This is a genomic window from Rhodococcus sp. H29-C3, from assembly GCF_030063405.1.
GTDB lineage: Bacteria > Actinomycetota > Actinomycetes > Mycobacteriales > Mycobacteriaceae > Rhodococcoides.
Map to the genome: position 1 here is coordinate 190973 of NZ_JASITC010000004.1, position 21649 is coordinate 212621.

Sequence of the window (21649 nt, forward strand, 5' to 3'; positions counted from 1 at the left end):
CCATGTCGACCACTATTGAGGCCGAGTCACGGTCATGGCGCGCAACTTCGCGTAAGGGGCGCAAGTTCCGCGGTCCCGGCTCCGTCGGCCCACTCGGCCTCGGAGTGGCCGTGCTGTGGTTGAGCATCATCGTATTGCTGCCGCTTGCAGCGTTGTTGGTCAAATCGTTCGACAACGGGCTGGCCGGCTTTTGGGATGCGGTAACCCAGCCGCGTGCGATTGCGACATTCAGGGTGACGCTGGAAGTATCGGCGGCCACCGCGATCATCAACCTCTTCCTCGGCACACTGATCGCGTGGGTGCTCGTTCGAGACGAGTTCCCGGGCAAACGATTCGTCAATGCGGTGATCGACCTGCCGTTCGCACTGCCGACGATCGTGGCGAGCCTGGTGCTGCTCTCGCTCTACGGCCCGACCAGTCCCATCGGCCTGGTCTTCAATGCCACGAGGCCCGCTGTCGTCGTCGCGTTGCTGTTCGTAACCTTGCCGTTCGTAGTGAGAGCGGTACAACCCGTACTCATCGAGATCGACAAAGAGGTGGAAGAAGCCGCGGCATCGCTGGGGGCAGGGAACTGGACCATCTTCCGGCGCATCGTGCTTCCGGTGCTGATGCCCGCAGTTCTGAGTGGTGCCGGATTGGCATTCGCCAGGGCCATCGGCGAATTCGGATCGGTTGTACTCATCGGCGGCAACATCCCAGGGCAAACGCAGATCGCATCCCAGTACATCCGTGAACTGATCGAGTACGACCATCAGGTCGACGCAGCGGCGATCTCGGTCGTCTTGCTTGCGTTGGCGTTCGTCGTGCTGTTCGTTCTTCGCATCGTAGGAAGTCGACTCGCTCGAAGAGAGGAACAGATCCGATGAAGCTGGGGATCCCGGTCAAGCTCTCTCTGCGGGTCGTTGCGTTGTTCTATCTCGCTGCACTGGTGTTGTTTCCGCTCGGCGCCATCCTCTATCGGACATTCGAAAATGGGATCGCCGAGTTCTGGGGACTGATAACAACGCCGGCAGCCCAGTCGGCACTGCAACTTTCGCTGCTGATCGTCGCGATCGTCGTACCGATCAACGTCGTGTTCGGAGTCATCACTGCTCTTGCACTCGTGCGTGGACGATTCCGGGGAAGGGGCGTCCTCGAGGCCATCGTGGACCTTCCATTTGCGGTGTCGCCCATCGTCACCGGCGTCGCGCTCATCCTGCTGTGGGGCGCAAACGGTTGGTTCGGTGGCATCGAGAGTCTCGGCTTCAAGATTATCTTCGCTCTGCCAGGAATGGTGATAGCGACGATTTTCGTGACGCTGCCCTTCGTGGTGCGCGAAGTGGAGCCGGTGCTCTACGAAATCGGTGAAGAGCAGGAAGAAGCTGCATCGACGTTGGGGGCTTCTTCGATGCAGACCTTCTGGAGGATCACACTTCCTGCTATTCGCTGGGGCCTGACGTACGGAATCGTCCTGACCGTTGCGCGTTCGCTCGGAGAGTTCGGCGCCGTGATCATGGTGTCGACCAACTTGCCTGGCGTCTCGCAGACATTGACGCTGTTGGTGAATTCACGATACGAGGACTTCAACCAAGCGGGTGCATACGCTGCATCCACCTTGCTCATGGCAATTGCCGTCATCGTATTGCTGTTGATGACTGCCCTCGACAAAAAGAGGACGAAGTAATGACCGGATCGAAGAACAACGAGATCGAGATCTCCGTTGTCGGCGCCAACAAGAAATACGGCGACTTCGCCGCACTCGACAACGTCAGCATCGACATCCCGAAGGGTTCGCTGACGGCGTTGCTCGGCCCCAGCGGCTCTGGTAAGTCGACCTTGCTGAGGTCGATTGCAGGCCTCGAGCAACTCGACTCCGGTCAGGTGGTCCTGGCCGGCCAGGATGTGACGTGGGTGAGCCCCCAGCGTCGTGAGATCGGATTCGTTTTCCAGCACTATGCAGCCTTCAAGCACCTCAGCGTTCGGGACAACGTCGCATTCGGACTGAAGATCAGGAAGCGGCCGAAACCGGAAATCAAGCGGAAGGTGGACGAACTCCTCGAGATCGTCGGCCTCGCCGGCTTCCAAAGCAGATTTCCGGCGCAGCTTTCGGGCGGCCAACGGCAGCGTATGGCACTGGCACGCGCGCTCGCGGTCGACCCGCAAGTGCTGCTGCTCGACGAGCCGTTCGGCGCCCTCGACGCGAAGGTCCGTGAGGACCTTCGGACCTGGCTGCGTCGATTGCACGACGAGGTGCATGTCACGACGGTATTGGTGACACACGATCAAGAAGAGGCACTCGACGTCGCCGACCGGATCGCGGTGCTCAACAAGGGACGGATCGAGCAGGTCGGTACCCCCGAGGACCTCTACGATCGTCCCGAGAACGACTTCGTGATGTCCTTCCTCGGGCAGGTCGCAAAGCTCAACGGACTACTGGTCCGACCGCACGACATTCGCGTCGGTCGGGATCCGAGCATGTCGCTGGCGCAGGAAAACGGGACAGCAGAATCTGCGGGCGTGACTCGCGCCATCGTCGAACGCGTCGTACGTCTCGGGTTCGAGGTGAAGGTCGAACTGAAGAATGCTGCAACCGGAGAACCCTTCACTGCGCAGATCACTCGCGGCGACAGTGAAGCGCTCCAACTCAACGCCGGAGAGACGGTGTACGTACGCGCCACACGGATCCCGAAGATCCTCAATTCCAAGGGCACAATGGCGCCGGCCGGAAGATCTATGAATTGAGGTGATCGTTGTCTGCAGTCACGATCTGGTCGACTCGCGCCGGCCACGCCTCGATTTCAGGCATGGCGAGTACGTCCCCTACCGCCTGACGGCTTCCTCCGAGATAGACGCAGGGGAAATCGAAGTGGGCGACCACGCACCATGAGTGGTCGGCGGGCCACCAGATGTGCGGTGCAAGTGCGCGGAAGGGCTGTGTGGCGCGTGCGCCGTGTCCTCTGAGCAGAAAGTAATCGAAGCCGCCGATCGTGACTGTCGGTGCAGTCATGCGTATGTCGTCGAGGGAGGTGTTGCCTTCCCAGAATGCGAACCAGCAGTCGTCGGGCGTGCTGGTGTGCTCGGCAAGCACCTGTACCACTCCCTCGAGTTGTTCGTGCCAGTCGAAGACTTGTGTAGCTGGGGTAGGGGGATCCGAGCGAAGGAACCCAGGTCCTCTTTTCGCTGTGAGCGCGTGGAGTTCCATCTCGGCGTGGGCGATCGTGCCGGTGTGACGTGCAATGTCGGACCAACGCACCAGGCGGCTGCCGCCGTCGGGAGTCGACAGACATACCGGGTACAAAATTCGGGCGTAAGCGTCGAAGCCCGCGGGGACGAGGGATCCCACTGTCGTAGTGGGGGCGAACGTTACGCTGTCGGCAACCCAACGCCCCTCGGAGATATCCTGTTGAAGATCCTCGTCCGACCACTCATCGTCCATCTCGACAGTCTCGCAGGAGTGTCGGAAGACAGGTCAGGACCCTCAGCGAAGAACCGGTCGGGCAGTCTGCGACAGAGCGCAATCGTAACGATGGGACACCACCTCGGCCACCGACGAATGCGCACCGATGACGTCCGCTCGGACGACCTCGAAACCTGATGCGTCCACAACTGCGGATACCCGGTCGGTCAGCAACCCCGGTGCGAGGAACCACTGCGCGAGCACAATCTTTCTCGCACCGGCGCTGTGCAGGAGCTGGAGAGCCTCGGCAGGACCCGAATTCGGCACGGTCGCAAAGCATGTCACGGCCTCGCGCCAACGAGTTCCCGTGAGAACGTCTCGAGCAATGGCACGAGTGCGTTCGTTGGCGGCACCGTCCGAGGATCCGACAGCGGCAAGAAGGACACCGACATCGGGGTCGTCGACGTCGACGCCTGCGTCGAATACGCGTGAGCGAACGGCATCGACCAACCGTTGGTCCTCGCCCAGTACGTCGGCCTGCACCAGCGGCAATCCGGGGTTCCGCTGCCGTGCCGCATCGAGCATCGTCGGCAAGTCCACTCTCGCATGAAACGCGCTCCCGAGCAGCAGCGGAACGACGACTGCCGAGTCGGCGCCCGCAAGCGCGACATCGTCGATCACTCGATCGACGTGTGGCTCCGTGAGGTCCAGAAACGCCACTCTCACATCCACATCCGGGCGCCGAAGTCGGATTCTATCGACAACTGCGTGCACCGTACGAGCCGAGCGCGGATCGCGGCTACCGTGAGCGGTGGCAATCAGCACGCTCACACCGGTGTCGGCGTCCCGAGCTCGACGGCGGACAACGCATCGCCGACCAGACCGGCAGCGAGGGTATTTCCGCCGTTCGGCTCGATCAGCAGAAAGCTTCCGGTGTGACGGTTGACCCGGTAGTCATCCGCCACGATCGGCTCGGCAACACGAACCGAGATTCGACCGATGTCATTGAGCTCCAGCGATTCCGGTGACGGCTCGGACGTCAACTTCTGTTCGTCGAACCGCTCCACCAGCGAGCCGACAATGGCCTGCGTGGTAAGCGTTCCGTGCTTGAGTAGCAGGCGTGCACCGGGCCGCAGAGGCTTCTCGGCGAGCCAGCACACAGTGGCGTCGAATTCGCCGAGGGCCTCCGGCGCATCCTGCGGGGACGCGATGGTGTCACCTCGAGATACATCGACGTCGTCGGCGAGAATCAACGTGACGCTGCGGCCGGCATGGGCCGATCCGAGTTCGCCATCGGCCGTATCGATGCGCTCGACGGTCGTGCGTACCCCCGAGGGCAACACGACGACTTCGTCACCGGGGGACACCGTTCCCGCTGCGACTTGGCCGGCGTAGCCGCGGTAGTCCGGAAATTCGGCTGTGCGCGGACGGATTACATACTGCACGGGGAATCGCAGTCCGACTCGATGAGGTTCCGCGTCCACCGGGACGGACTCGAGATGCTCGATCAGCGTCGGGCCGTCGTAGTACGGGGTCTTGGTCGAGCGCACAGCCACATTGTCACCATGAAGGGCGGACACCGGTATCTCGGTGACATCCTCGGTAGCCCAGCCGAGTGAACTCGTCAGAGAGTTGAATTCTTCCGAGATGTCCGCGAATACCTGCTCCGGATTCTCCACGAGGTCGATCTTGTTGACCGCCAATACCAGCTTTGGTACCCCGAGCAGTGCGAGAACCGCTGCATGCCTACGTGTTTGCGTGATGACGCCCTTGCGTGCATCGACGAGAAGTATGACGAGCTGAGCTGTGGACGCACCGGAGACGGTGTTACGGGTGTACTGAACGTGGCCGGGCGTATCGGCGAGAACGAACGAACGCGCGGGCGTCGCGAAGTACCGGTAGGCAACGTCGATCGTGATGCCCTGTTCGCGCTCGGCACGCAGGCCGTCGACCAGCAGTGACAGGTCCGGCGTGCTCAGTCCACGGTCGACCGATGCCCGAGTGACGGCATCGATCTGGTCGGCAAGAACAGATTTCGTGTCGTAGAGCAGTCGTCCGACCAGAGTGGACTTGCCGTCGTCGACACTGCCCGCGGTGGCAAGCCGTAGAAGCTGTGTACCGGAACGAGAGTTGCTCATCAGAAGTATCCTTCGCGCTTGCGGTCTTCCATGGCAGCCTCGGAAACACGATCGTCTCCGCGAGTGGCACCACGTTCGGTGAGCCGAGATGCCGCGACCTCGGCAAGAATCGCGTCGTTGTCCGCCGCATCGGAGAGAACTGCGCCGGTGGTGGAACCATCGCCCACGGTCCGGTACCGAACCGACAGAGTCTTCAGCTCCTCGGATTCGCTCGGGCCGCCCCACACGCCGGGAGTCATCCACATTCCATCGCGCTGGTACACCGGGCGCTGGTGGGCGTAGTAGATGGACGCCAATTCGACGTCTTCGCGGGCAATGTAACGCCAGATGTCGAGTTCGGTGAAGTTGCTCAACGGGAACACCCGAACCTGCTCACCCGGCGAATGCTTACCGTTGTAGAGGTTCCACAGTTCCGGACGCTGCTTCTTCGGGTCCCACTGGCCGAACGCGTTGCGAAGGGAGAAGATGCGCTCCTTTGCGCGAGCGCGCTCCTCGTCGCGGCGTGCACCACCGAAGATGGCGTCGAAGCGATTCTCCGAGATCGAGTCCAGTAGCGGAACGGTCTGAAGGGGGTTGCGGATGCCGTCGGGACGCTCGGTGAGCCGGCCGTCGGCGATGTAGTCCTCGACGCTGGCGATGTGCAGGCGGAGGTTGTACTTGGCGACTATGTAGTCGCGAAAGTCCAGCACTTCCTGCAGGTTGTGGCCGGTGTCGACGTGCAGCAGCGAGAACGGAAGTGGCGCAGGCCAGAAGGCCTTGATCGCCAAGTGCAGCAAAACGGTGGAGTCCTTGCCGCCGGAGAAGAGAATGACCGGGCGCTCGAACTCGCCTGCTACCTCACGAAAAATGTGGATCGCCTCGGACTCGAGCGCGTCGAGTGTATCGAATCGATCGCTGTCGAGCAGTGTTCGGTGAGTTTCTACAGCTGTCGTGTCCAGTGTCATGATGCGTGCAACCCACATTCGGTTTTGGCCTTACCGGCCCACCGTCCGCTACGCGGATCGGCGCCGGGGGCGGGCTTGACGGTGCAAGGTGCGCACCCGATTGATGGATAGCCTTCGTCGACAAGCGGATTGACGAGTATGGAGTGCTCGTCGATGTAGTTCTGCATGTCCTCGTCCGACCAGGCTGCGATCGGATTGATCTTCACCAGGCCGAAGCCGTCGTCGAAGGAGATGAGTGGCGCATTCGCGCGGGTGGGCGATTCGACTCTACGGATGCCGGTAACCCAGGCGCTGTAGTTTGCAAGCTCCTTCTTCAGGGGAGCGACCTTGCGCATGGCGCAGCATCGATTCGGCTCGCGAGCGAAAAGATCTTTGCCCTCTACTGCATCTTGTTGTGGCACAGTCAGTTCGGCGCGGGCGTTGACGATCTTCACACCGTAGACGGCCTCTACCGCATCGCGAGTGCCGATGGTTTCCGCGAAGTGATAGCCGGTTTCGAGGAACAGGACGTCGATGCCCGGGTGTACCTGGGCTGCAAGGTGTACCAGGACTGCGTCCTGCATGTTCGACGCCACGATGTAGTCGGTTCCGAATTCGCGTTCGGTCCATGCCAGCAATTCGTGTGCGTCGGCTCCGTCGAGTTCGCGAGCACCACGCTCCGCGATCGCCTTCAACTCCTCGACCGAAAGATTCATTCGAGTTCTCATCGCATATCCGCCTCGTCTGCTCGCACGGCCCATTCGGCGAAACGTTCGCCCTCGTTGCGGTTCTTCACGAACTGCCGTACGACGCGATCGATGTAGTCACCCATCTCGACGCTGGTGACCTTGTGTTGGCGTAGCTTTCGGCCGAAAGTAGTGTCGAAGCCGAGGCTGCCGCCCAGGTGAACCTGGAAGCCTTCGACCTGATTGCCTTCACCGTCGTCGACCAGTTGGCCCTTGAATCCGATGTCCGCGACCTGTGAGCGGGCGCAGGAGTTGGGGCAGCCGTTGATGTTGATCGTGATCGGTACGTCGAGCTGGGCGTTGATGTCTGCCAGACGCTCTTCGAGTTCGGGCACGAGAACCTGTGAGCGCTTGCGCGTTTCGGCGAACGACAGCTTGCAGAACTCGATGCCGGAGCAGGCCATCAGGTTCTTGCGCCAGTGCGACGGTCGAGCAGGCAGGCCCAGTGCGTCGAGGTCGGCGATCAGTGGCTCGAGGGTTTCTTCGGCCACGTCGAGGATAATCAGCTTCTGGAAGGGCGTGAAGCGGATTCGATCACTGCCGGCCTTCTCGGCGGCGTCGGCAACCCGAGCGAGAATGGTTCCCGAAACGCGGCCCGCGATCGGCGCGAAACCGACTGCGTTGAGTCCGTTCTGGGTCTTCTGGATACCGACGTGGTCGATGGGCCGCGTCGGCTTCTCTGGTGCCGGGCCGTCGATGAGGGGACGCTTCAAGTATTCGGTCTCGAGGACTTCGCGGAACTTTTCGATTCCCCAATCCTTGATGAGGAACTTGAGTCTGGCCTTTGCGCGCAGACGGCGGTAGCCGTAATCGCGGAAGATCGAGACGACACCTTCCCACACGTCGGGAACCTCGTCGAGCGGAATCCAGGCGCCGACCCGCTGAGCGAGCATCGGGTTGGTGGACAAGCCGCCGCCGACCCAGAGATCAAGTCCGGGACCGTGTTCCGGGTGGTTCACGCCGATGAACGCGACGTCGTTGATCTCGTGGACTACGTCCTGCTGGCCGGAGATCGCAGTCTTGAACTTGCGGGGCAGGTTGGAGTAACGAGGGTCGCCGATGTAGCGGCGCACGATCTCGTCGATAGCGGGGGTGGTATCGAGCACCTCGTCGAGGGATTCGCCGGCCAGGGGAGAGCCGAGAACGACGCGGGGGCAGTCGCCGCAGGCTTCGGTGGTCTTCAGGCCGACAGCCTCGAGTCGCTTCCAGATCTCCGGTACGTTCTCGACCTCGATCCAGTGGAACTGGACGTTCTCGCGGTCGGACAGGTCGGCGGTGTTACGGCCGAATTCTTGCGAGATGCCCGCGATGGTCCGTAACTGCTCGAGGTTCAGAGAGCCTCCGTCGCATCGCACTCGCATCATGAAGTACTTGGCTTCGAGGAGGTCGACGTTCTCCTCACCGGTGAAGGTGGCGTCGTATCCCTCCTCACGCTGGGTGTAGAGGCCCCACCAACGGAAGCGTCCACGCAGGTCGCCCTTGTCGATGCTGTCGAACCCCTGCTTGGAGTAGATGTTCTCGATGCGCGCCCGCACGTTCAGCGGGTTGTCGTCCTTCTTCGCCTGCTCGTTGGCGTTGAGGGGTTCGCGGTATCCGAGGGCCCACTGACCTTCGGCGCGGCGCTTGGTGGGCCGTGCGGTGCGCTCTCTGGGCGCAACATCAGGCGATTTCGCGCCGGTTGTCGCGTCGGTTGTCGACGACATCAAAGGCTCCTGCATCTTTTCTCTGCCGGACGGTGAAAGGGTGGGGGCTGAAACTCACCGCTTGCACACGCGTTCGGTTGGATCGGGGCTTGTGAGAAGAAACGTGCTCAGTTCGAATTCCGAGCGGGGGTGAGCGTGCGCATCGAACGAGACGCAGGGCTCAGCTACACACTCTTACGGCATCGACACGAAGAGCTGCAGACACGCTTGAGATCGACGTGGCGTCGCGCCACCAATCGGATCCCAGAGTCGTTCACGGAGCCTATTGTGCCATGTCATATGGCAAGTGCCGACCGCGGCGACGTATTTACCTCGATTTCGGGGTAAATGGGCTGGCTGAGCGCCTGCATTTCGGGACGCTGTCCGTGTGGTGAGTCGACTGTTCAGGTTCTGGGACACTGGAGAGCGTGAACCTTCCCACCTCGCCTGCAGTCTCACTCGAACTGCCAGATACGGCATTCGACGGCGTCGGTTCGCGGCCGTTCGGGATCTACGTGCACGTGCCCTTCTGTGCGACACGATGCGGCTATTGCGATTTCAACACCTACACCGCCGGGGAGCTCGGAACATCCGCGTCGCCGCAGTCGTGGCTGACCGGATTGCGTCGTGAATTGGATGCCGCCGCCGCGCTCATGAACGATCGCGCAGGATCGGTGCCAACCGCCGACACGGTCTTCGTCGGCGGAGGTACGCCCTCGCTTCTGGGTGGGGACGGCCTCACCGATGTGCTGAACGCCGTCCGTGGCAGCTTCGGGTTGACGACGGGCGCCGAGGTGACGACGGAATCCAATCCGGAATCGACGTCGCCGACATTTTTCGAAAAGCTGCGCGCCGCGGGCTTCACCCGGATTTCGCTCGGCATGCAGTCGGCCGCCCCGCACGTTCTCGCGGTGCTCGATCGAACGCATACGCCCGGACGTGCTGTTGCCGCGGCGAAAGAGGCCAGGGCAGCGGGCTTCGGCCATGTCAACCTCGACCTGATCTACGGGACCCCCGGTGAACGCGCGGAGGATCTCGACGCCTCCCTTGCAGCAGTTCTCGAGGCGGGCGTCGATCACGTGTCGGCCTATGCGTTGATCGTCGAGGACGGAACGGCCATGGCGCGCAAGGTTCGACGCGGCGAGCTACCGGCTCCCGACGATGACGTGCTGGCCAGTCGGTACGAGCGGATCGACTCGGTGTTGTCCGGCGCTGGACTGCACTGGTACGAAGTGTCCAACTGGGCGACCGATGACGCTGCCGAATGCAAACACAATGTCGGCTACTGGGATGGCGGAGATTGGTGGGGAGCCGGTCCTGGCGCGCACAGTCACATCGGTGGAACCAGGTTCTGGAACATCAAGCACCCCGCTCGCTATGCGGACCGGTTGGAAGCGGGTGAGTTCCCCGTCGCAGGTAGTGAACTGCTCACGAGTGAGGACCTTCACCTGGAAGAGCTGATGTTGAAGATCCGTCTACGAACTGGACTGCCGGCCGATGTGCTTGCGTATTCCGAGCGCGCGGCAGCTGACCAGTTGGTGGTCGACGGCCTGATGGTGGTCGAGCACGATCGCTACGTCCTCACCGATCACGGCCGTCTACTGGCCGACGCGGTCGTCCGCACTATCGCCGCGTGAGCGGTCGTTCGATCACCCACAAGACGAGCACTGGAAACTCGAACTCTGGAAACTCACGCACTCAGTGCGTCGTAGTCGAACACGCGGGCATGGAGAACGGTTCTGTTCCGCAGGGCCGCACGTACGGCTCGGTGTAGGCCGTCTTCGAGGTAGACCACCCCGCGGTAGTGGACCGCGTGCGGAAACAGATCGCCGTAGAAGGTCGAATCCTCGGACAGAAGGCGGTCGAGTTCGAGAACCTTCGTGGTGGTGACTATGTCGTCGAGGCGTAGTTGACGAGGTGGAATTTTGGACCAGTCCCGCAGTGACAGGCCGTGCTCGGGGTACGGCTTTCCGTCGCGGACACCTTTGAAGATCACGGTGTGACCCTCGATTCGGTGTAGTTCGTCACAGCTATGTCCGTTGTCGCAGTCGAGTAACCCACTTGTCCACACTAAGGCCTAGCGGTGGGTACTGCTCCACGGCCACTAGACTCGACAGACGGGTCGGCCGGGGGAGTGCGGTCAACCGGCTGTTCGCGCCCCGACCCGGTATTTGTCATGAACAGAGCAGATGTGGAGGTGGATACCGATGTCGGGCACTGATGACCGTCGGTTCGAAATTCTTCGGGCCATAGTTGCTGATTACGTCTCCACCCAGGAGCCTGTCGGGTCGCGCGCATTGGTGGAACGTCACAACCTCGGTGTGTCCAGCGCGACGGTGCGTAACGATATGGCTGCGCTGGAGGCCGAGGGCTACATTGCACAGCCTCACACCAGCTCCGGTCGGGTACCGACGGACAAGGGTTACCGTCAGTTCGTCGACCGCATCGCCGACGTCAAACCACTCTCGTCTGCCGAGCGGCGTGCCATTCTCGAGTTCCTCGAAAACGGCGTAGACCTCGACGATGTTCTTCGCCGCGGGGTTCGACTGCTTGCACAGCTCACCCGCCAGGTGGCCGTGGTTCAGTATCCGACGTTGTCGGTGTCGTCGGTTCGCCACCTCGAAGTAGTTGCGCTCACGCCAGCCCGGTTGCTCCTGGTGCTCATCACGGACTCCGGGCGCGTCGATCAGCGCATCGTCGAACTGGGCGATGTCATCGACGACGAGAACTTGGCGAAACTGCGCAGACTGCTCGGTGGAGCGCTCGAAGGAAAGCGGCTCGCCGCCGCGTCGGCGGCCGTGGCCGAACTCGCCGAGAATGCCCCCGAACCCCTGCGCGACGCGATGATCAGATCTGCCACTGTGTTGGTCGAGTCCCTGGTAGAGCACTCGGAGGAACGTTTGGTGCTCGGCGGTACCGCCAATCTGACAAGAAATGCCGCCGATTTTGCAGGTGACGCTGGATTCCCCGGTTCGTTGCGTGCTGTTCTCGAAGCATTGGAAGAGCAGGTCATCGTGCTCAAGCTGCTCGCTGTGACACAGGACACGCGAACCGTGACGGTGCGAATCGGTGAAGAGACGCAGGTCGAGGAGATGCGCGGAACCTCGGTGATTTCCACTGGGTACGGTTCGGCTGGCATGGTTCTGGGGGGTATGGGAGTGCTGGGCCCCACACGCATGGACTATCCGGGAACAATTGCATCGGTCGCCGCCGTTGCGAGGTATATCGGCGAGGTTCTCGCCGAGCGCTGATCACCGGACAACAGACATTGCTTGCCGCACCGCGAAGGCGGAGGTAAGCGCAGACCGGATCGACAAAAACGAAAGAGACTTACGTGGCACGGGATTATTACGGGACGCTCGGTGTGAGCCAGAAGGCATCGGACCAAGAGATCAAGCGCGCCTACCGCAAACTTGCGCGTGAACTCCACCCCGACGTGAATCCGGACGAGAGCGCGCAAGCCCGATTCAAGGACATCTCGACTGCCTACGAGGTCCTCTCCGATCCAGAGAAGCGACGTGTCGTCGACCTCGGTGGAGATCCGCTTCAGCAAGGTGGCGGCGGTGGAGCCGGCTTCGGTGGCGGCGGTTTCGGTGGCGGACTCGGAGATGTCTTCGAGGCCTTCTTCGGCGGCCAGGGAGGCGGCAGTGGTCGCGGACCCCGTGGTCGCGTTCAGCCGGGTGCCGACTCGCTGCTACGAACGAAACTCACGCTCGACGAGTGCGCGACGGGTGTCACCAAGCACATCACCGTCGACACGGCGATCCTGTGCGACCTGTGTACCGGTGCGGGTACCAACGGCGACTCCAAGCCCGTGACCTGCGAAACCTGCGGTGGCGCAGGCGAAGTTCAGTCCGTTCAGCGTTCATTCCTCGGTCAGGTCATGACCTCACGGCCGTGCCCGACCTGCCGCGGAGCCGGGGAGACCATCCCCGACCCGTGCCGTAAATGTGGTGGCGACGGTCGCGTTCGATCGCGACGAGACATTTCTGTCAAGGTCCCGGTCGGTGTCAGCAACGGCATGAGGATTCGACTCGCTTCGCAGGGTGAAGTCGGCCCGGGTGGCGGACCCGCAGGTGACCTCTACGTGGAAATCGTCGAGCAGCAGCACGATGTGTTCGTCCGCGACGGCGAAGATCTGCATTGCACGATTCGTGTCCCGATGGTCGACGCAGCGCTCGGTACCTCCGTGTCGGTCGACGCGATCATCGACGGACCGACGGACATCGTCGTCGATCAAGGCACTCAGCCCGGAGCAGTCGCGGTACTGCGTGGTCACGGTATGCCGAAGCTCCGATCCGGAATTCGAGGCGACCTGCACGCGCACCTGGAGGTCGTGGTGCCGTCACGTCTGGACCACAAGCAGACTCAGCTCCTCCATGACCTGAAGACCCTGCGAGACCGCGATTCAGCCGAGGTCGTCACCATCGGTTCCCAGCACAGCGGTGGGCTGTTCTCGAGGCTCCGGGAAGCATTCAGCGGTCGCTGACGATGGCGGCCACCGTTTTCTACCTCGATCCCTTGCCCCAAGTCGGTAGCACCGCCGTCCTGGACGGGAAAGAAGGCCACCACGCCGCGACGGTGCGGCGGATTCGAGTAGGAGAGCGAATTCTGCTTTCCGACGGGCACGGCGGCGTCGCGGACACCGTCGTGATCTCCGCCGAGCGTGACCGCCTCGAAATGACCGTCAATGCTCGATCGGACATGCCGCGGCCGACACCATCGGTGGGGCTCGTCCAAGCGCTGCCCAAAGCAGATCGCTCGGAGTTGGCGGTAGAACTGGCGACCGAAGCGGGCGTCGACTCCATCGTGCCGTGGCAATCCTCCCGATGCGTCGCGCGTTGGGAAGGTGCGAAAACAGCCAAGGGTGTCGCTCGGTGGCGCAGTACTGTTGCCGCCGCTGCCAAGCAGTCCCGACGGCCGTTCGTTCCGGACGTCGCCGAACTCCATGACACGGCGGCGGTACTCGCACTCGTGCGTGGGGTCGTCTCCCGCGGGGGAATCGTTGCAGTGCTTCATGAATCGGCAACCGAGCGATTCTCGGAGTTGCCGCTGCGTTCGGTGAGCGAAGTGTTGTTGGTGGTAGGTCCCGAAGGTGGTTTGGACGACAGTGAAGTAGAAAGACTGACTGCCGCCGGAGCGCGAATTGTCGTGTTGGGCCCGACGGTTCTGCGGACCTCGACCGCTGCGGCCGTTGCACTGGGTGCGATCGGTGTCTCGACGGGCCGCTGGGCGCAGCAGCCTCTCGACTTTCGTGAGCCTTAGTGGAACGAACCAAAATCAGCTACGGCGAGCACGAGGAGCAGTACGGCCACCTCTATCTCCCGGAGCGCTCCGCCGCTGAAACCGGCACTCCCGTACCTGTCGTCATGATCGTTCACGGCGGATCCTGGAGTGGCCAGTACAGCTCCAGCCTCGGCACCCGGTACGCCGTCGAATGTGCGCGAGCAGGTGTCGCAGCCTGGAACATCGAGTATCGCCGCGTCGGCGCAGGCGGTCTGTGGCCCGAAGTGAGCAACGACGTCGGCGCAGCGCTCGACGCACTGATCGGCATAGCCGCCGAACTCGATTCGATCTCACTCGATCTCGCAGACATCCGAGTGCTCGGTCATTCTTCCGGGGGACACCTCGCCGCCTGGCTGGCAGGACGGCGCAGCGGCGCGCTGACCCCGTCGCTGATCGTGACGCAGGCAGGTGTTCTGGACTTGGTGACAGGACCGGCGTCGGGAATAGTCAATCCTGCCGTCCTCGCGTTGCTCGACGCCGCCTACGAGGACGCGCCCGAGCTGTATCGGGCGGCGTCGCCGATGCACCGCATTCCTACCGCAATCCCGATGCACTGCATTCATGGATCGCTCGACACGCTGGTACCGGTGTCGCAGAGCGAACTCTATGTGGCAGCGGCACGCGCAGCCGGTGATCACGCCGAACTGACGATCGTTCCTGGTGAGGACCACGTCGCGTTTCTCGAGACCGGGTCGCAGAGCTGGCAGCGCTCGGTGACTGCGGTGCTCGCCGGTACCGGCAGGTAAATGGGAATGCTGTAATTCGCATGGGCGTTAAACTCGAATCAAGCCCCGTCCATTTCATGCTCGTCGACATCGGAAAGCAGGCCATAGCCACCACGTGAGCGAACACAGCGAACTTCCCACCGAACGCATGGTTCGGTCCAGCATGGAGCTTGCGCCCGAGGCCGTTCTCCCGCTCCTAGGACCCGCCGACGAGAACCTGCGGACCCTCGAGCAGCTTCTGAGTGCCGACATCCATGTCCGTGGAAACGTAGTCACTTTGAGTGGCAAGGTGGCCGACGTCGCGCTCGCCGAGCGGGTCATCTCCGAGTTGGCCGCCGTCGCCAAGCGCGCGCAGCCGCTGACCGTCGATGCGGTACGCAGGACAGTGGGCATGCTGACCGAAGGTGTTGCCGAGTCACCCGCCGAAGTGCTGAGCCTGGACATTCTTTCTCGTCGAGGCAAGACCATCCGGCCGAAGACGCTCAATCAGAAGCGCTACGTCGATGCGATCGACACCAACACGATCGTTTTCGGTGTCGGCCCCGCTGGTACCGGCAAGACCTATTTGGCGATGGCCAAGGCGGTCCAGTCGTTGCAGGCCAAGCAGGTCAGCCGGATCATCTTGACGCGGCCCGCGGTGGAAGCAGGCGAGCGTCTCGGCTTTCTGCCCGGCACGTTGCACGACAAGATCGATCCGTACCTACGCCCGCTACACGATGCACTCCACGACATGATGGATGTCGAGGCGATTCCGAAGCTCATGCAGGCAGGTGTCATCGAGGTCGCTCCGCTGGCGTATATGCGCGGTCGGACCCTCAACGACGCGTTCATCATTCTCGACGAGGCGCAGAACACCACCGCCGAGCAGATGAAAATGTTCCTCACCAGGCTGGGATTCGGCTCGAAGATCGTCGTCACCGGCGATATCACTCAGGTCGACCTCCCCGGTGGCGCACGTTCGGGGCTACGGGCTGCGTCGGAGATACTCAACGACGTCGACGACATTCACTTTGCACAGTTGACCAGTAGCGACGTGGTTCGACATCGCCTGGTGTCGGAGATCGTCGATGCTTACGAGCGGTTCGAGTCCACGAACAACCAAGATCTCTCGCTGAGCAATCGGGCACAGCGACGCTCTGGAGGGCCGCGCTCTGCTCGCCGATAGAATCTGCTCGAAAGTCCCTTGTCGAAAGAGTGAGCAGCAATGAGTATCGAGGTGTCCAACGAATCGGGGATGGAAGTCTCCGAAACGGATCTCGTAAGTGTGGCCCGGTTCGCTATCGCCAGTATGGACGTGCATTCGGCGGCCGAACTGTCGATGGTTCTCGTCGATTCGTCCACCATGGCTGACCTGCACATGCGGTGGATGAACTTACCGGGCCCGACGGATGTGATGTCGTTCCCGATGGATGAACTCGAGCCCGGCGGTCGTCCTGATTCTCCCGAGCCGGGACCGTCGATGCTCGGCGATATCGTCCTGTGCCCGTCCTTCGCCGCAGATCAGGCTGCAGCCGCCGGCCATCCTCTCGAACACGAGTTGGCATTGCTGACTGTCCACGGTGTCCTGCATCTACTCGGCTACGACCACGCCGAACCGGATGAAGAAAAGGAAATGTTCGCTCTTCAGAATCGCATTCTGGCGGAGTGGTACGAGGATCTCCGTCGCGCAGAAGAAGCCGAAGTGCAGGCGGCCAGGGACAGTCGACTGCTCGGCAAAACCGGCTTCGTCGGCGGCGACAACCTGTGAGCGATGCGCCTGCGCTGATAGTGGCAGCAGTCGTTCTCGTACCGATCGCAGGTTTGTTCGCAGCCGTGGATTCGGCACTTAACACCGTCTCGCGGGCTCGTGTCGAGGACATGGTCAAAGATGGGCGCCCGGGCGCTATCGGCCTTCTCACCATCGTCGCGGACCGCCCTCGATACGTGAATCTGACGGTCCTTCTTCGCATCCTGTGCGAAATCGTTGCCACAGTTCTACTCGCGGGTGGGCTGATAGGTGTTCTCGACGAAACGATCGCGCTTCTCGTGACTGCCGTCGTGATGGTGTTGGTCAGTTACATTGTCATCGGCGTCGGTCCCAGAACGCTCGGGCGCCAACACGCGTACTCGATTGCACTGTTCGCGGCACTTCCGTTGAGAGGCCTCGGCTGGATTCTCGGTCCGGTGAGCCGCGTGCTGATCTTGATCGGCAACGCGATCACGCCGGGGCGCGGATTCCACAACGGCCCGTTCGCATCCGAGATCGAACTGCGTGAACTGGTCGACATGGCCCGCGAGCGTGGAGTGGTTGCTGACGACGAGCGCCGAATGATTCAGTCCGTCTTCGAACTCGGTGATACCTCGGCTCGCGAGGTGATGGTTCCGCGGCCGGAAATGGTATGGATCGAGTCTGACAAGTCAGCGGGACAGGCGACTTCGCTCGCCGTGCGCAGTGGGCATTCCCGGATTCCGGTGATCGGTGAGAACGTCGACGACATCATCGGCGTCGTGTACCTGAAAGATCTTGTGCAGCAGACGTACTACTCCACCGATGGCGGACGCGGTGTGAAGGTGACCGACGTGATGCGGCCGGCAGTATTCGTACCGGACTCCAAGCCGTTGGATAGTTTGCTCGCCGAAATGCAGCGTGACCGTAAGCACATGGCCGTGCTCATCGACGAATACGGCGGAACTGCAGGGTTGGTCACCATCGAGGATGTGTTGGAGGAAATCGTCGGAGAGATCGCCGACGAGTACGACGCAGGTGAAGTTGCCCCTATCGAAGACTTGGGTGACGGACGCTATCGGGTGTCTGCGCGCGTACCACTCGATGACGTCGGCGAGTTGTTCGGCATCGACATCGAATCCGAGGATGTCGACACCGTTGGTGGTCTCCTGGGTTACGAGCTCGGACGAGTACCGCTTCCAGGCTCGCGTGTGCAGTCGCACGGCTTGGCATTCACCGGCGAAGGCGGCGCCGATCAGAAGGGGCGAGTGCGAGTCACGACCGTTCTGGTGGAGAGGTTCGAGAACGATCACGACGAGGAATCGTCGACAGAAGCGTCCGATGCCTGAGCTGTGCGGCAGAACGAATACAACCATCCCGGCCGCATCGCGCGGCGGGAAGAGCTGGGAGGTGCTCGATGTCTGATTCGAGCGAAGAAGATTTTCGGTCCGGATTCATTTGTTTCGTAGGTCGGCCGAACACCGGAAAGTCGACGCTGACCAACGCGCTCGTCGGTTCCAAGATCGCCATCACTTCATCGCGTCCGCAGACAACGCGCCACACCATTCGTGGGATCGTTCACCGCGAGAATGCGCAGTTGATTCTCGTCGACACCCCTGGATTGCACCGTCCCAGAACACTTCTCGGGCAGCGACTCAATGATCTGGTGCAGGACACGTATTCCGAGGTCGACGTCATCGGACTGTGCATCCCCGCGGACGAAAAGATCGGGCCGGGTGATCGTTGGATTCTCGAGCAGGTTCGCCACATCTCGCCGAAGACGACGCTGATCGGTATCGTGACCAAGATCGACAAGGTCAAGAAAGAACGCGTCGTACAGCAGCTCATGGCTCTGTCGAAGTTGCTGGGGGAGAGCAGCCACGTGATTCCGGTGTCTGCCGAGTCGGGTGAGCAGGTGGAGAAGCTGGTCGCCCTGCTCGCCTCTGAATTGCCACCCGGCCCTGCCTTCTACCCGGACGGGGAACTGACGGACGAGCCAGAAGAAATCCTGATGGCGGAGTTGATCAGAGAGGCCGCGCTCGAAGGCATTCGCGACGAACTTCCCCACTCGCTAGCCGTCGTCATCGATGAGATCACTCCCCGCGAGGGCCACGACAACATGCTCGACGTCCACGCCATCCTCTACATCGAACGCTCGAGCCAGAAGGCGATCATCATCGGCAAGGGCGGTGCTCGGTTGAAAGAGGTCGGTACCAACTCGCGCTTGCAGATCGAGAAGCTGCTCGGTACTCGCATCTACCTCGACCTGCACGTCAAGATCGCCAAGGACTGGCAGACCGATCCCAAGCAGATGGGCAAGCTCGGGTTTTGATTCGATCGGGTCGAGCCCCCCTCTAGATCGCGCCCTCGGTTAGATCGAATGGTGCGCGAGGAGCGTATGCACGTGGTTGCGCCGACGAGATCGGCAATTATGGTGATGCCTGTGCCGGGGTCCGCGCATCCGCTGCACGACGTGATGTAGCTCCAGGACAAGAGAACTCATGTGCGTTCCTTCCTTTTGTGGACCCCGGTCGCAGCAAGGCAATCAGCTCATTGCTTTGGCTTTCAACGCTTCGAATTCGGATTGGTTGATGGTGCCGGCGTCGAGCAGTGCCTTGGCGTCGGCGATGTGCTCGGCAGAGGACTTGCCCGCGACTTCTCGGATGTACTGATCGGTTGCCTCCATGGCCGACTGCTGTGCCTCGATGTGTCGAGTCGTCATGCCGCGACCGCGCACGATCACGTAGACGAAGGCCGTGAGGTACGGAATTACGACAAGCAGGATGATCCAAATGACCTTGACGAAACCAGACATGGTGCGGTCACGGAACAGGTCGCCGACAATTTGGAACAGGATCATCAAATACGCGACGAACGCGAACACGATCAGCGTGTACCACATCAGTTCCCAGAATGAATCGATCATGTTTCGAACTCCTTCGAACTTGGACATCGGTCTGCGAGACTCCGGCCGATGGTCGCGACTCGGGGTGACGGACAGCTGGTTCGAGCTCTCTCGACGCTTCAACTCTAAAATTCCTCGGGGGCCGTGGCGTCATCCGAGGCGGGTGAGGTCTGCGTCCATTTCAGGTCCTACTTCGGGGTCGACTTGCGTGCCCGCGCCCGACGCGGCGGATCGCGCTTCTCTGCCGGCGCGCTGTCAGCAGCCTCGGAAGGAGCGTCTCGCCAGCTGATCTCGATTTCGATCTCGGTTTCGTTTCCGTCCACTTCGATTTCGAGTTCCCACCGGACTCGATCGGCGACGACGATCGAGATCGAGTCGCCACCCGACCCCAACTCCACTTCCGAACCACTGGCGAGAGCGTGGCCGAGCGCGATGATTCGTTCTGCCACCTCCTTGCGGGAGATTTCGGATACGCGTTTGAATTCCAGCTTTGCCATCGTGACTCCTGACTTCGATGTGCATCGGATACTCGAAACTTCTCACTTAGACTGCCGCCACCAGGGCAGGACCGCTTCCTGATCAGTTGGCTCCGACCCTAGAACTTCACCGTCCCACGTGTGGGCGGACCGGAGGCGGATACCGCTTCTCGAAGAAGAATGTCACCCGATACGAATGATGCAGTTGGGCCCGGAGCCGCGCAAGGTCATCGATGAGGGAGCAGTTGCTTGGCCCTGATTGTGCCCACCGGAGAAGAGGCCGAACATGGATTCACCAGGCTCCGAACAACCACTCAGCGCGACTGAGCGGGGGGAGCTGGACAGTTTGCGGCGAGAGTTGGCCGAACTGCGCGAGGAGCGCACACCGACCGCAGTACCTCGAACCCGCGCCGGGCATTCGACAGTGCGCTGGATCGCAGCGATCCTGCTTCTGGTTTTGGTCGCAGTTCTGGGCTTCTCCGCGGTACTTGCCCGGTATGCGCGCAGCGAGATTCTCGATGCCGACCGTTATGTCGAGACGGTGACGCCGCTGGGTTCGAATCCGGTGCTGCAGGGTGAGCTCGCAGATCAAATCACGAACGAGATCATGACGCGTCTCGATGTCGAGTCGATCACCGCCGAAGCCTTGACCTCGATCACCGAGAACGCGCCCCGCGTGCCACCCGCGGTTGTCGGTCTCGCCCCGGTCATCGCGGACCAGGCCGAGTCGTTCGTGCACAAGACGGTGGACTCTCTGGTGTCCTCCGACGAATTCGAAACACTGTGGATTCAGGCCAACCGAGAGGCGCATCAAGCTCTGACGGCCGTGCTGACCGGCAACACCCGAGCGGCCGTCGTGGTCAGCGACGATGGCACGGTGAGCATCTCGCTCACCCCGATCATCGACAAGGTGCGCGCCAAGCTGACCGAGCGTGGCTTCGCGTTCGCGGACAAAATACCGTCGATCGACAAGTCCTTCGTACTGTTCCAGGCACCCGACCTGGTCAAGGCGCAACGCGCAACATCGTTGCTGGACAAAGCATCCGGGGTGCTTCCATGGTTGACCTTGCTCGCAGCCGTGGGTGCGGTTTGGGCTAGCCCGAAGGGCATGCGCCGACGGGCAGGTGCGCTCGTCGGAGTCAGCCTCGCTGTGGCCATGGCGCTGCTCGCCGTCGCGATCAGCATCGGTCGGTCGCTGTATCTCGATGCGATCCCCGCCGATGTGTTGTCCCCGCAAGCCGCTACGGTACTGATCGACACTGTCCTGGTGCCGCTCAGGACGACCTTGCGCGCGGTATTCGTGCTTGCGGTGGTGATCGCAATCGTCGGATATCTCACCGGTTCATCAGGATCGGCAGTGGCGGTTCGCTCCGCCTACGGCAAAGGCGTCGACGCGATCAGGGGTCGTGCAGGCGGACGGGCACCGAATCGGTTCGAGTCCGTGGTCGCGCAGTTGCGACTCCCTCTTCGTGCGGGAATCGTCGCGATCGCGGTGATGACACTGGTGTTCTGGGGGTATCCCTCCGGTGCTGTCGTGGCAGTAACAGTGCTCGTCGCCGTCGCAGCTCTGCTGGTAGTGGAGCTGATTGTGCGGCCCGCGCTCGGTGAGGTTTCGCCGGACGACGCTCGACCGACATAATGCGGAACCTGTTCGAGGGCAGCGTGTTCGAGACGATATGTCCGGACG

22 protein-coding genes are annotated in these 21649 nt (G+C 61.8%); 13 read left to right on the plus strand and 9 right to left on the minus strand.

The window, feature by feature from the left end:
- The first annotated feature begins 2 nt into the window (after positions 1-2).
- From cysT to QMK32_RS11070, 3 genes are read left to right on the plus strand one after another with little or no spacing between them, the layout of a single operon-like run.
- On the plus strand, positions 3-866 hold the full coding sequence (gene cysT / locus QMK32_RS11060; protein ID WP_283474956.1) for a sulfate ABC transporter permease subunit CysT: 864 nt from the start codon (positions 3-5) through the stop codon (positions 864-866).
- Complete coding sequence (cysW, locus tag QMK32_RS11065; RefSeq protein WP_283474957.1) at positions 863-1663, plus strand: sulfate ABC transporter permease subunit CysW; 801 nt, start codon at positions 863-865, stop codon at positions 1661-1663. Before cysT ends, cysW begins: the two co-directional genes overlap by 4 nt.
- On the plus strand, positions 1663-2721 hold the full coding sequence (locus QMK32_RS11070) for a sulfate/molybdate ABC transporter ATP-binding protein (RefSeq protein WP_283474959.1): 1059 nt from the start codon (positions 1663-1665) through the stop codon (positions 2719-2721). The genes cysW and QMK32_RS11070 overlap by 1 nt, the downstream gene beginning before the upstream one ends.
- Here the strand turns inward: QMK32_RS11070 and QMK32_RS11075 are convergent.
- Genes QMK32_RS11075 through QMK32_RS11100 form a run of 6 tightly spaced genes read right to left on the minus strand, consistent with a single transcriptional unit; the run spans position 2711 to position 8886 of the window.
- Entirely contained in the window at positions 2711-3415 is a 705-nt protein-coding gene (locus QMK32_RS11075) for a hypothetical protein (RefSeq protein ID WP_283474960.1), read from the minus strand. The genes QMK32_RS11070 and QMK32_RS11075 overlap by 11 nt on opposite strands.
- A 42-nt stretch (positions 3416-3457) precedes the next feature.
- Entirely contained in the window at positions 3458-4207 is a 750-nt protein-coding gene (locus tag QMK32_RS11080; RefSeq protein WP_283474962.1) for a sirohydrochlorin chelatase, read from the minus strand.
- Positions 4204-5514: a sulfate adenylyltransferase subunit 1 gene (locus tag QMK32_RS11085; protein WP_283474964.1), complete on the minus strand. Its 1311-nt coding sequence runs from the start codon at positions 5512-5514 to the stop codon at positions 4204-4206. Before QMK32_RS11085 ends, QMK32_RS11080 begins: the two co-directional genes overlap by 4 nt.
- Complete coding sequence (gene cysD / locus QMK32_RS11090; protein ID WP_283474966.1) at positions 5514-6458, minus strand: sulfate adenylyltransferase subunit CysD; 945 nt, start codon at positions 6456-6458, stop codon at positions 5514-5516. Before cysD ends, QMK32_RS11085 begins: the two co-directional genes overlap by 1 nt.
- The gene (locus QMK32_RS11095; RefSeq protein ID WP_283474967.1) at positions 6455-7153 is read right to left on the minus strand and encodes a phosphoadenylyl-sulfate reductase; all 699 of its coding nucleotides are present in this window, start codon (positions 7151-7153) and stop codon (positions 6455-6457) included. The genes cysD and QMK32_RS11095 overlap by 4 nt, the downstream gene beginning before the upstream one ends.
- 8 nt (positions 7154-7161) lie before the next feature.
- Positions 7162-8886 (minus strand): nitrite/sulfite reductase, encoded by a 1725-nt coding sequence (locus tag QMK32_RS11100; protein WP_283474969.1) that lies wholly within the window; start codon positions 8884-8886, stop codon positions 7162-7164.
- Positions 8887-9293: 407 nt separating this feature from the next.
- Here QMK32_RS11100 and hemW point away from each other — a divergent pair, with 407 nt between their 5' ends.
- Positions 9294-10502 (plus strand): radical SAM family heme chaperone HemW, encoded by a 1209-nt coding sequence (hemW, locus tag QMK32_RS11105; RefSeq protein ID WP_283474971.1) that lies wholly within the window; start codon positions 9294-9296, stop codon positions 10500-10502.
- Between the two features lie 53 nt (positions 10503-10555).
- Here the strand turns inward: hemW and QMK32_RS11110 are convergent, their stop codons facing one another.
- Positions 10556-10861, minus strand: coding sequence for a type II toxin-antitoxin system VapB family antitoxin (locus QMK32_RS11110; RefSeq protein ID WP_084344746.1), 306 nt, complete (start codon positions 10859-10861; stop codon positions 10556-10558).
- A gap of 211 nt (positions 10862-11072) precedes the next feature.
- Here QMK32_RS11110 and hrcA point away from each other — a divergent pair, with 211 nt between their 5' ends.
- The 8 genes from hrcA to era all read left to right on the plus strand — a co-directional run bounded on the left by hrcA (position 11073) and on the right by era (position 18913).
- On the plus strand, positions 11073-12116 hold the full coding sequence (gene hrcA / locus QMK32_RS11115; RefSeq protein ID WP_269304291.1) for a heat-inducible transcriptional repressor HrcA: 1044 nt from the start codon (positions 11073-11075) through the stop codon (positions 12114-12116).
- Between the two features lie 83 nt (positions 12117-12199).
- Entirely contained in the window at positions 12200-13354 is a 1155-nt protein-coding gene (gene dnaJ / locus QMK32_RS11120) for a molecular chaperone DnaJ (protein ID WP_283474973.1), read from the plus strand.
- 2 nt (positions 13355-13356) lie between these two features.
- Positions 13357-14130, plus strand: a complete 774-nt coding sequence (locus QMK32_RS11125) for a 16S rRNA (uracil(1498)-N(3))-methyltransferase (RefSeq protein WP_283474975.1) — start codon at positions 13357-13359, stop codon at positions 14128-14130.
- Entirely contained in the window at positions 14130-14897 is a 768-nt protein-coding gene (locus QMK32_RS11130; protein WP_283474977.1) for an alpha/beta hydrolase, read from the plus strand. Before QMK32_RS11125 ends, QMK32_RS11130 begins: the two co-directional genes overlap by 1 nt.
- Before the next feature lie 127 nt (positions 14898-15024).
- Positions 15025-16041, plus strand: coding sequence for a PhoH family protein (locus tag QMK32_RS11135; protein ID WP_283475336.1), 1017 nt, complete (start codon positions 15025-15027; stop codon positions 16039-16041).
- Between the two features lie 39 nt (positions 16042-16080).
- Positions 16081-16623, plus strand: coding sequence for an rRNA maturation RNase YbeY (ybeY, locus tag QMK32_RS11140; RefSeq protein ID WP_084344756.1), 543 nt, complete (start codon positions 16081-16083; stop codon positions 16621-16623).
- Positions 16620-17930, plus strand: coding sequence for a hemolysin family protein (locus QMK32_RS11145; RefSeq protein WP_283474980.1), 1311 nt, complete (start codon positions 16620-16622; stop codon positions 17928-17930). Before ybeY ends, QMK32_RS11145 begins: the two co-directional genes overlap by 4 nt.
- A gap of 68 nt (positions 17931-17998) precedes the next feature.
- Positions 17999-18913 carry a GTPase Era gene (gene era / locus QMK32_RS11150; RefSeq protein WP_186628249.1) on the plus strand — a complete coding sequence of 305 codons (915 nt, stop codon included), beginning with the start codon at positions 17999-18001 and terminating at the stop codon, positions 18911-18913.
- Between the two features lie 213 nt (positions 18914-19126).
- Here era and QMK32_RS11155 read toward each other — a convergent pair whose 3' ends face one another.
- Both QMK32_RS11155 and QMK32_RS11160 read right to left on the minus strand, forming a co-directional pair.
- A complete protein-coding gene (locus QMK32_RS11155; RefSeq protein WP_269304278.1) occupies positions 19127-19507 on the minus strand; it encodes an SHOCT domain-containing protein in 381 nt (126 codons plus the stop codon).
- Between the two features lie 167 nt (positions 19508-19674).
- Positions 19675-19983, minus strand: a complete 309-nt coding sequence (locus tag QMK32_RS11160; RefSeq protein WP_283474981.1) for an amphi-Trp domain-containing protein — start codon at positions 19981-19983, stop codon at positions 19675-19677.
- A gap of 265 nt (positions 19984-20248) precedes the next feature.
- On the opposite strand from QMK32_RS11160, the gene QMK32_RS11165 reads away from it, so the two are divergent.
- Complete coding sequence (locus QMK32_RS11165) at positions 20249-21601, plus strand: hypothetical protein (RefSeq protein ID WP_283474982.1); 1353 nt, start codon at positions 20249-20251, stop codon at positions 21599-21601.
- Positions 21602-21649: the final 48 nt, after the last annotated feature.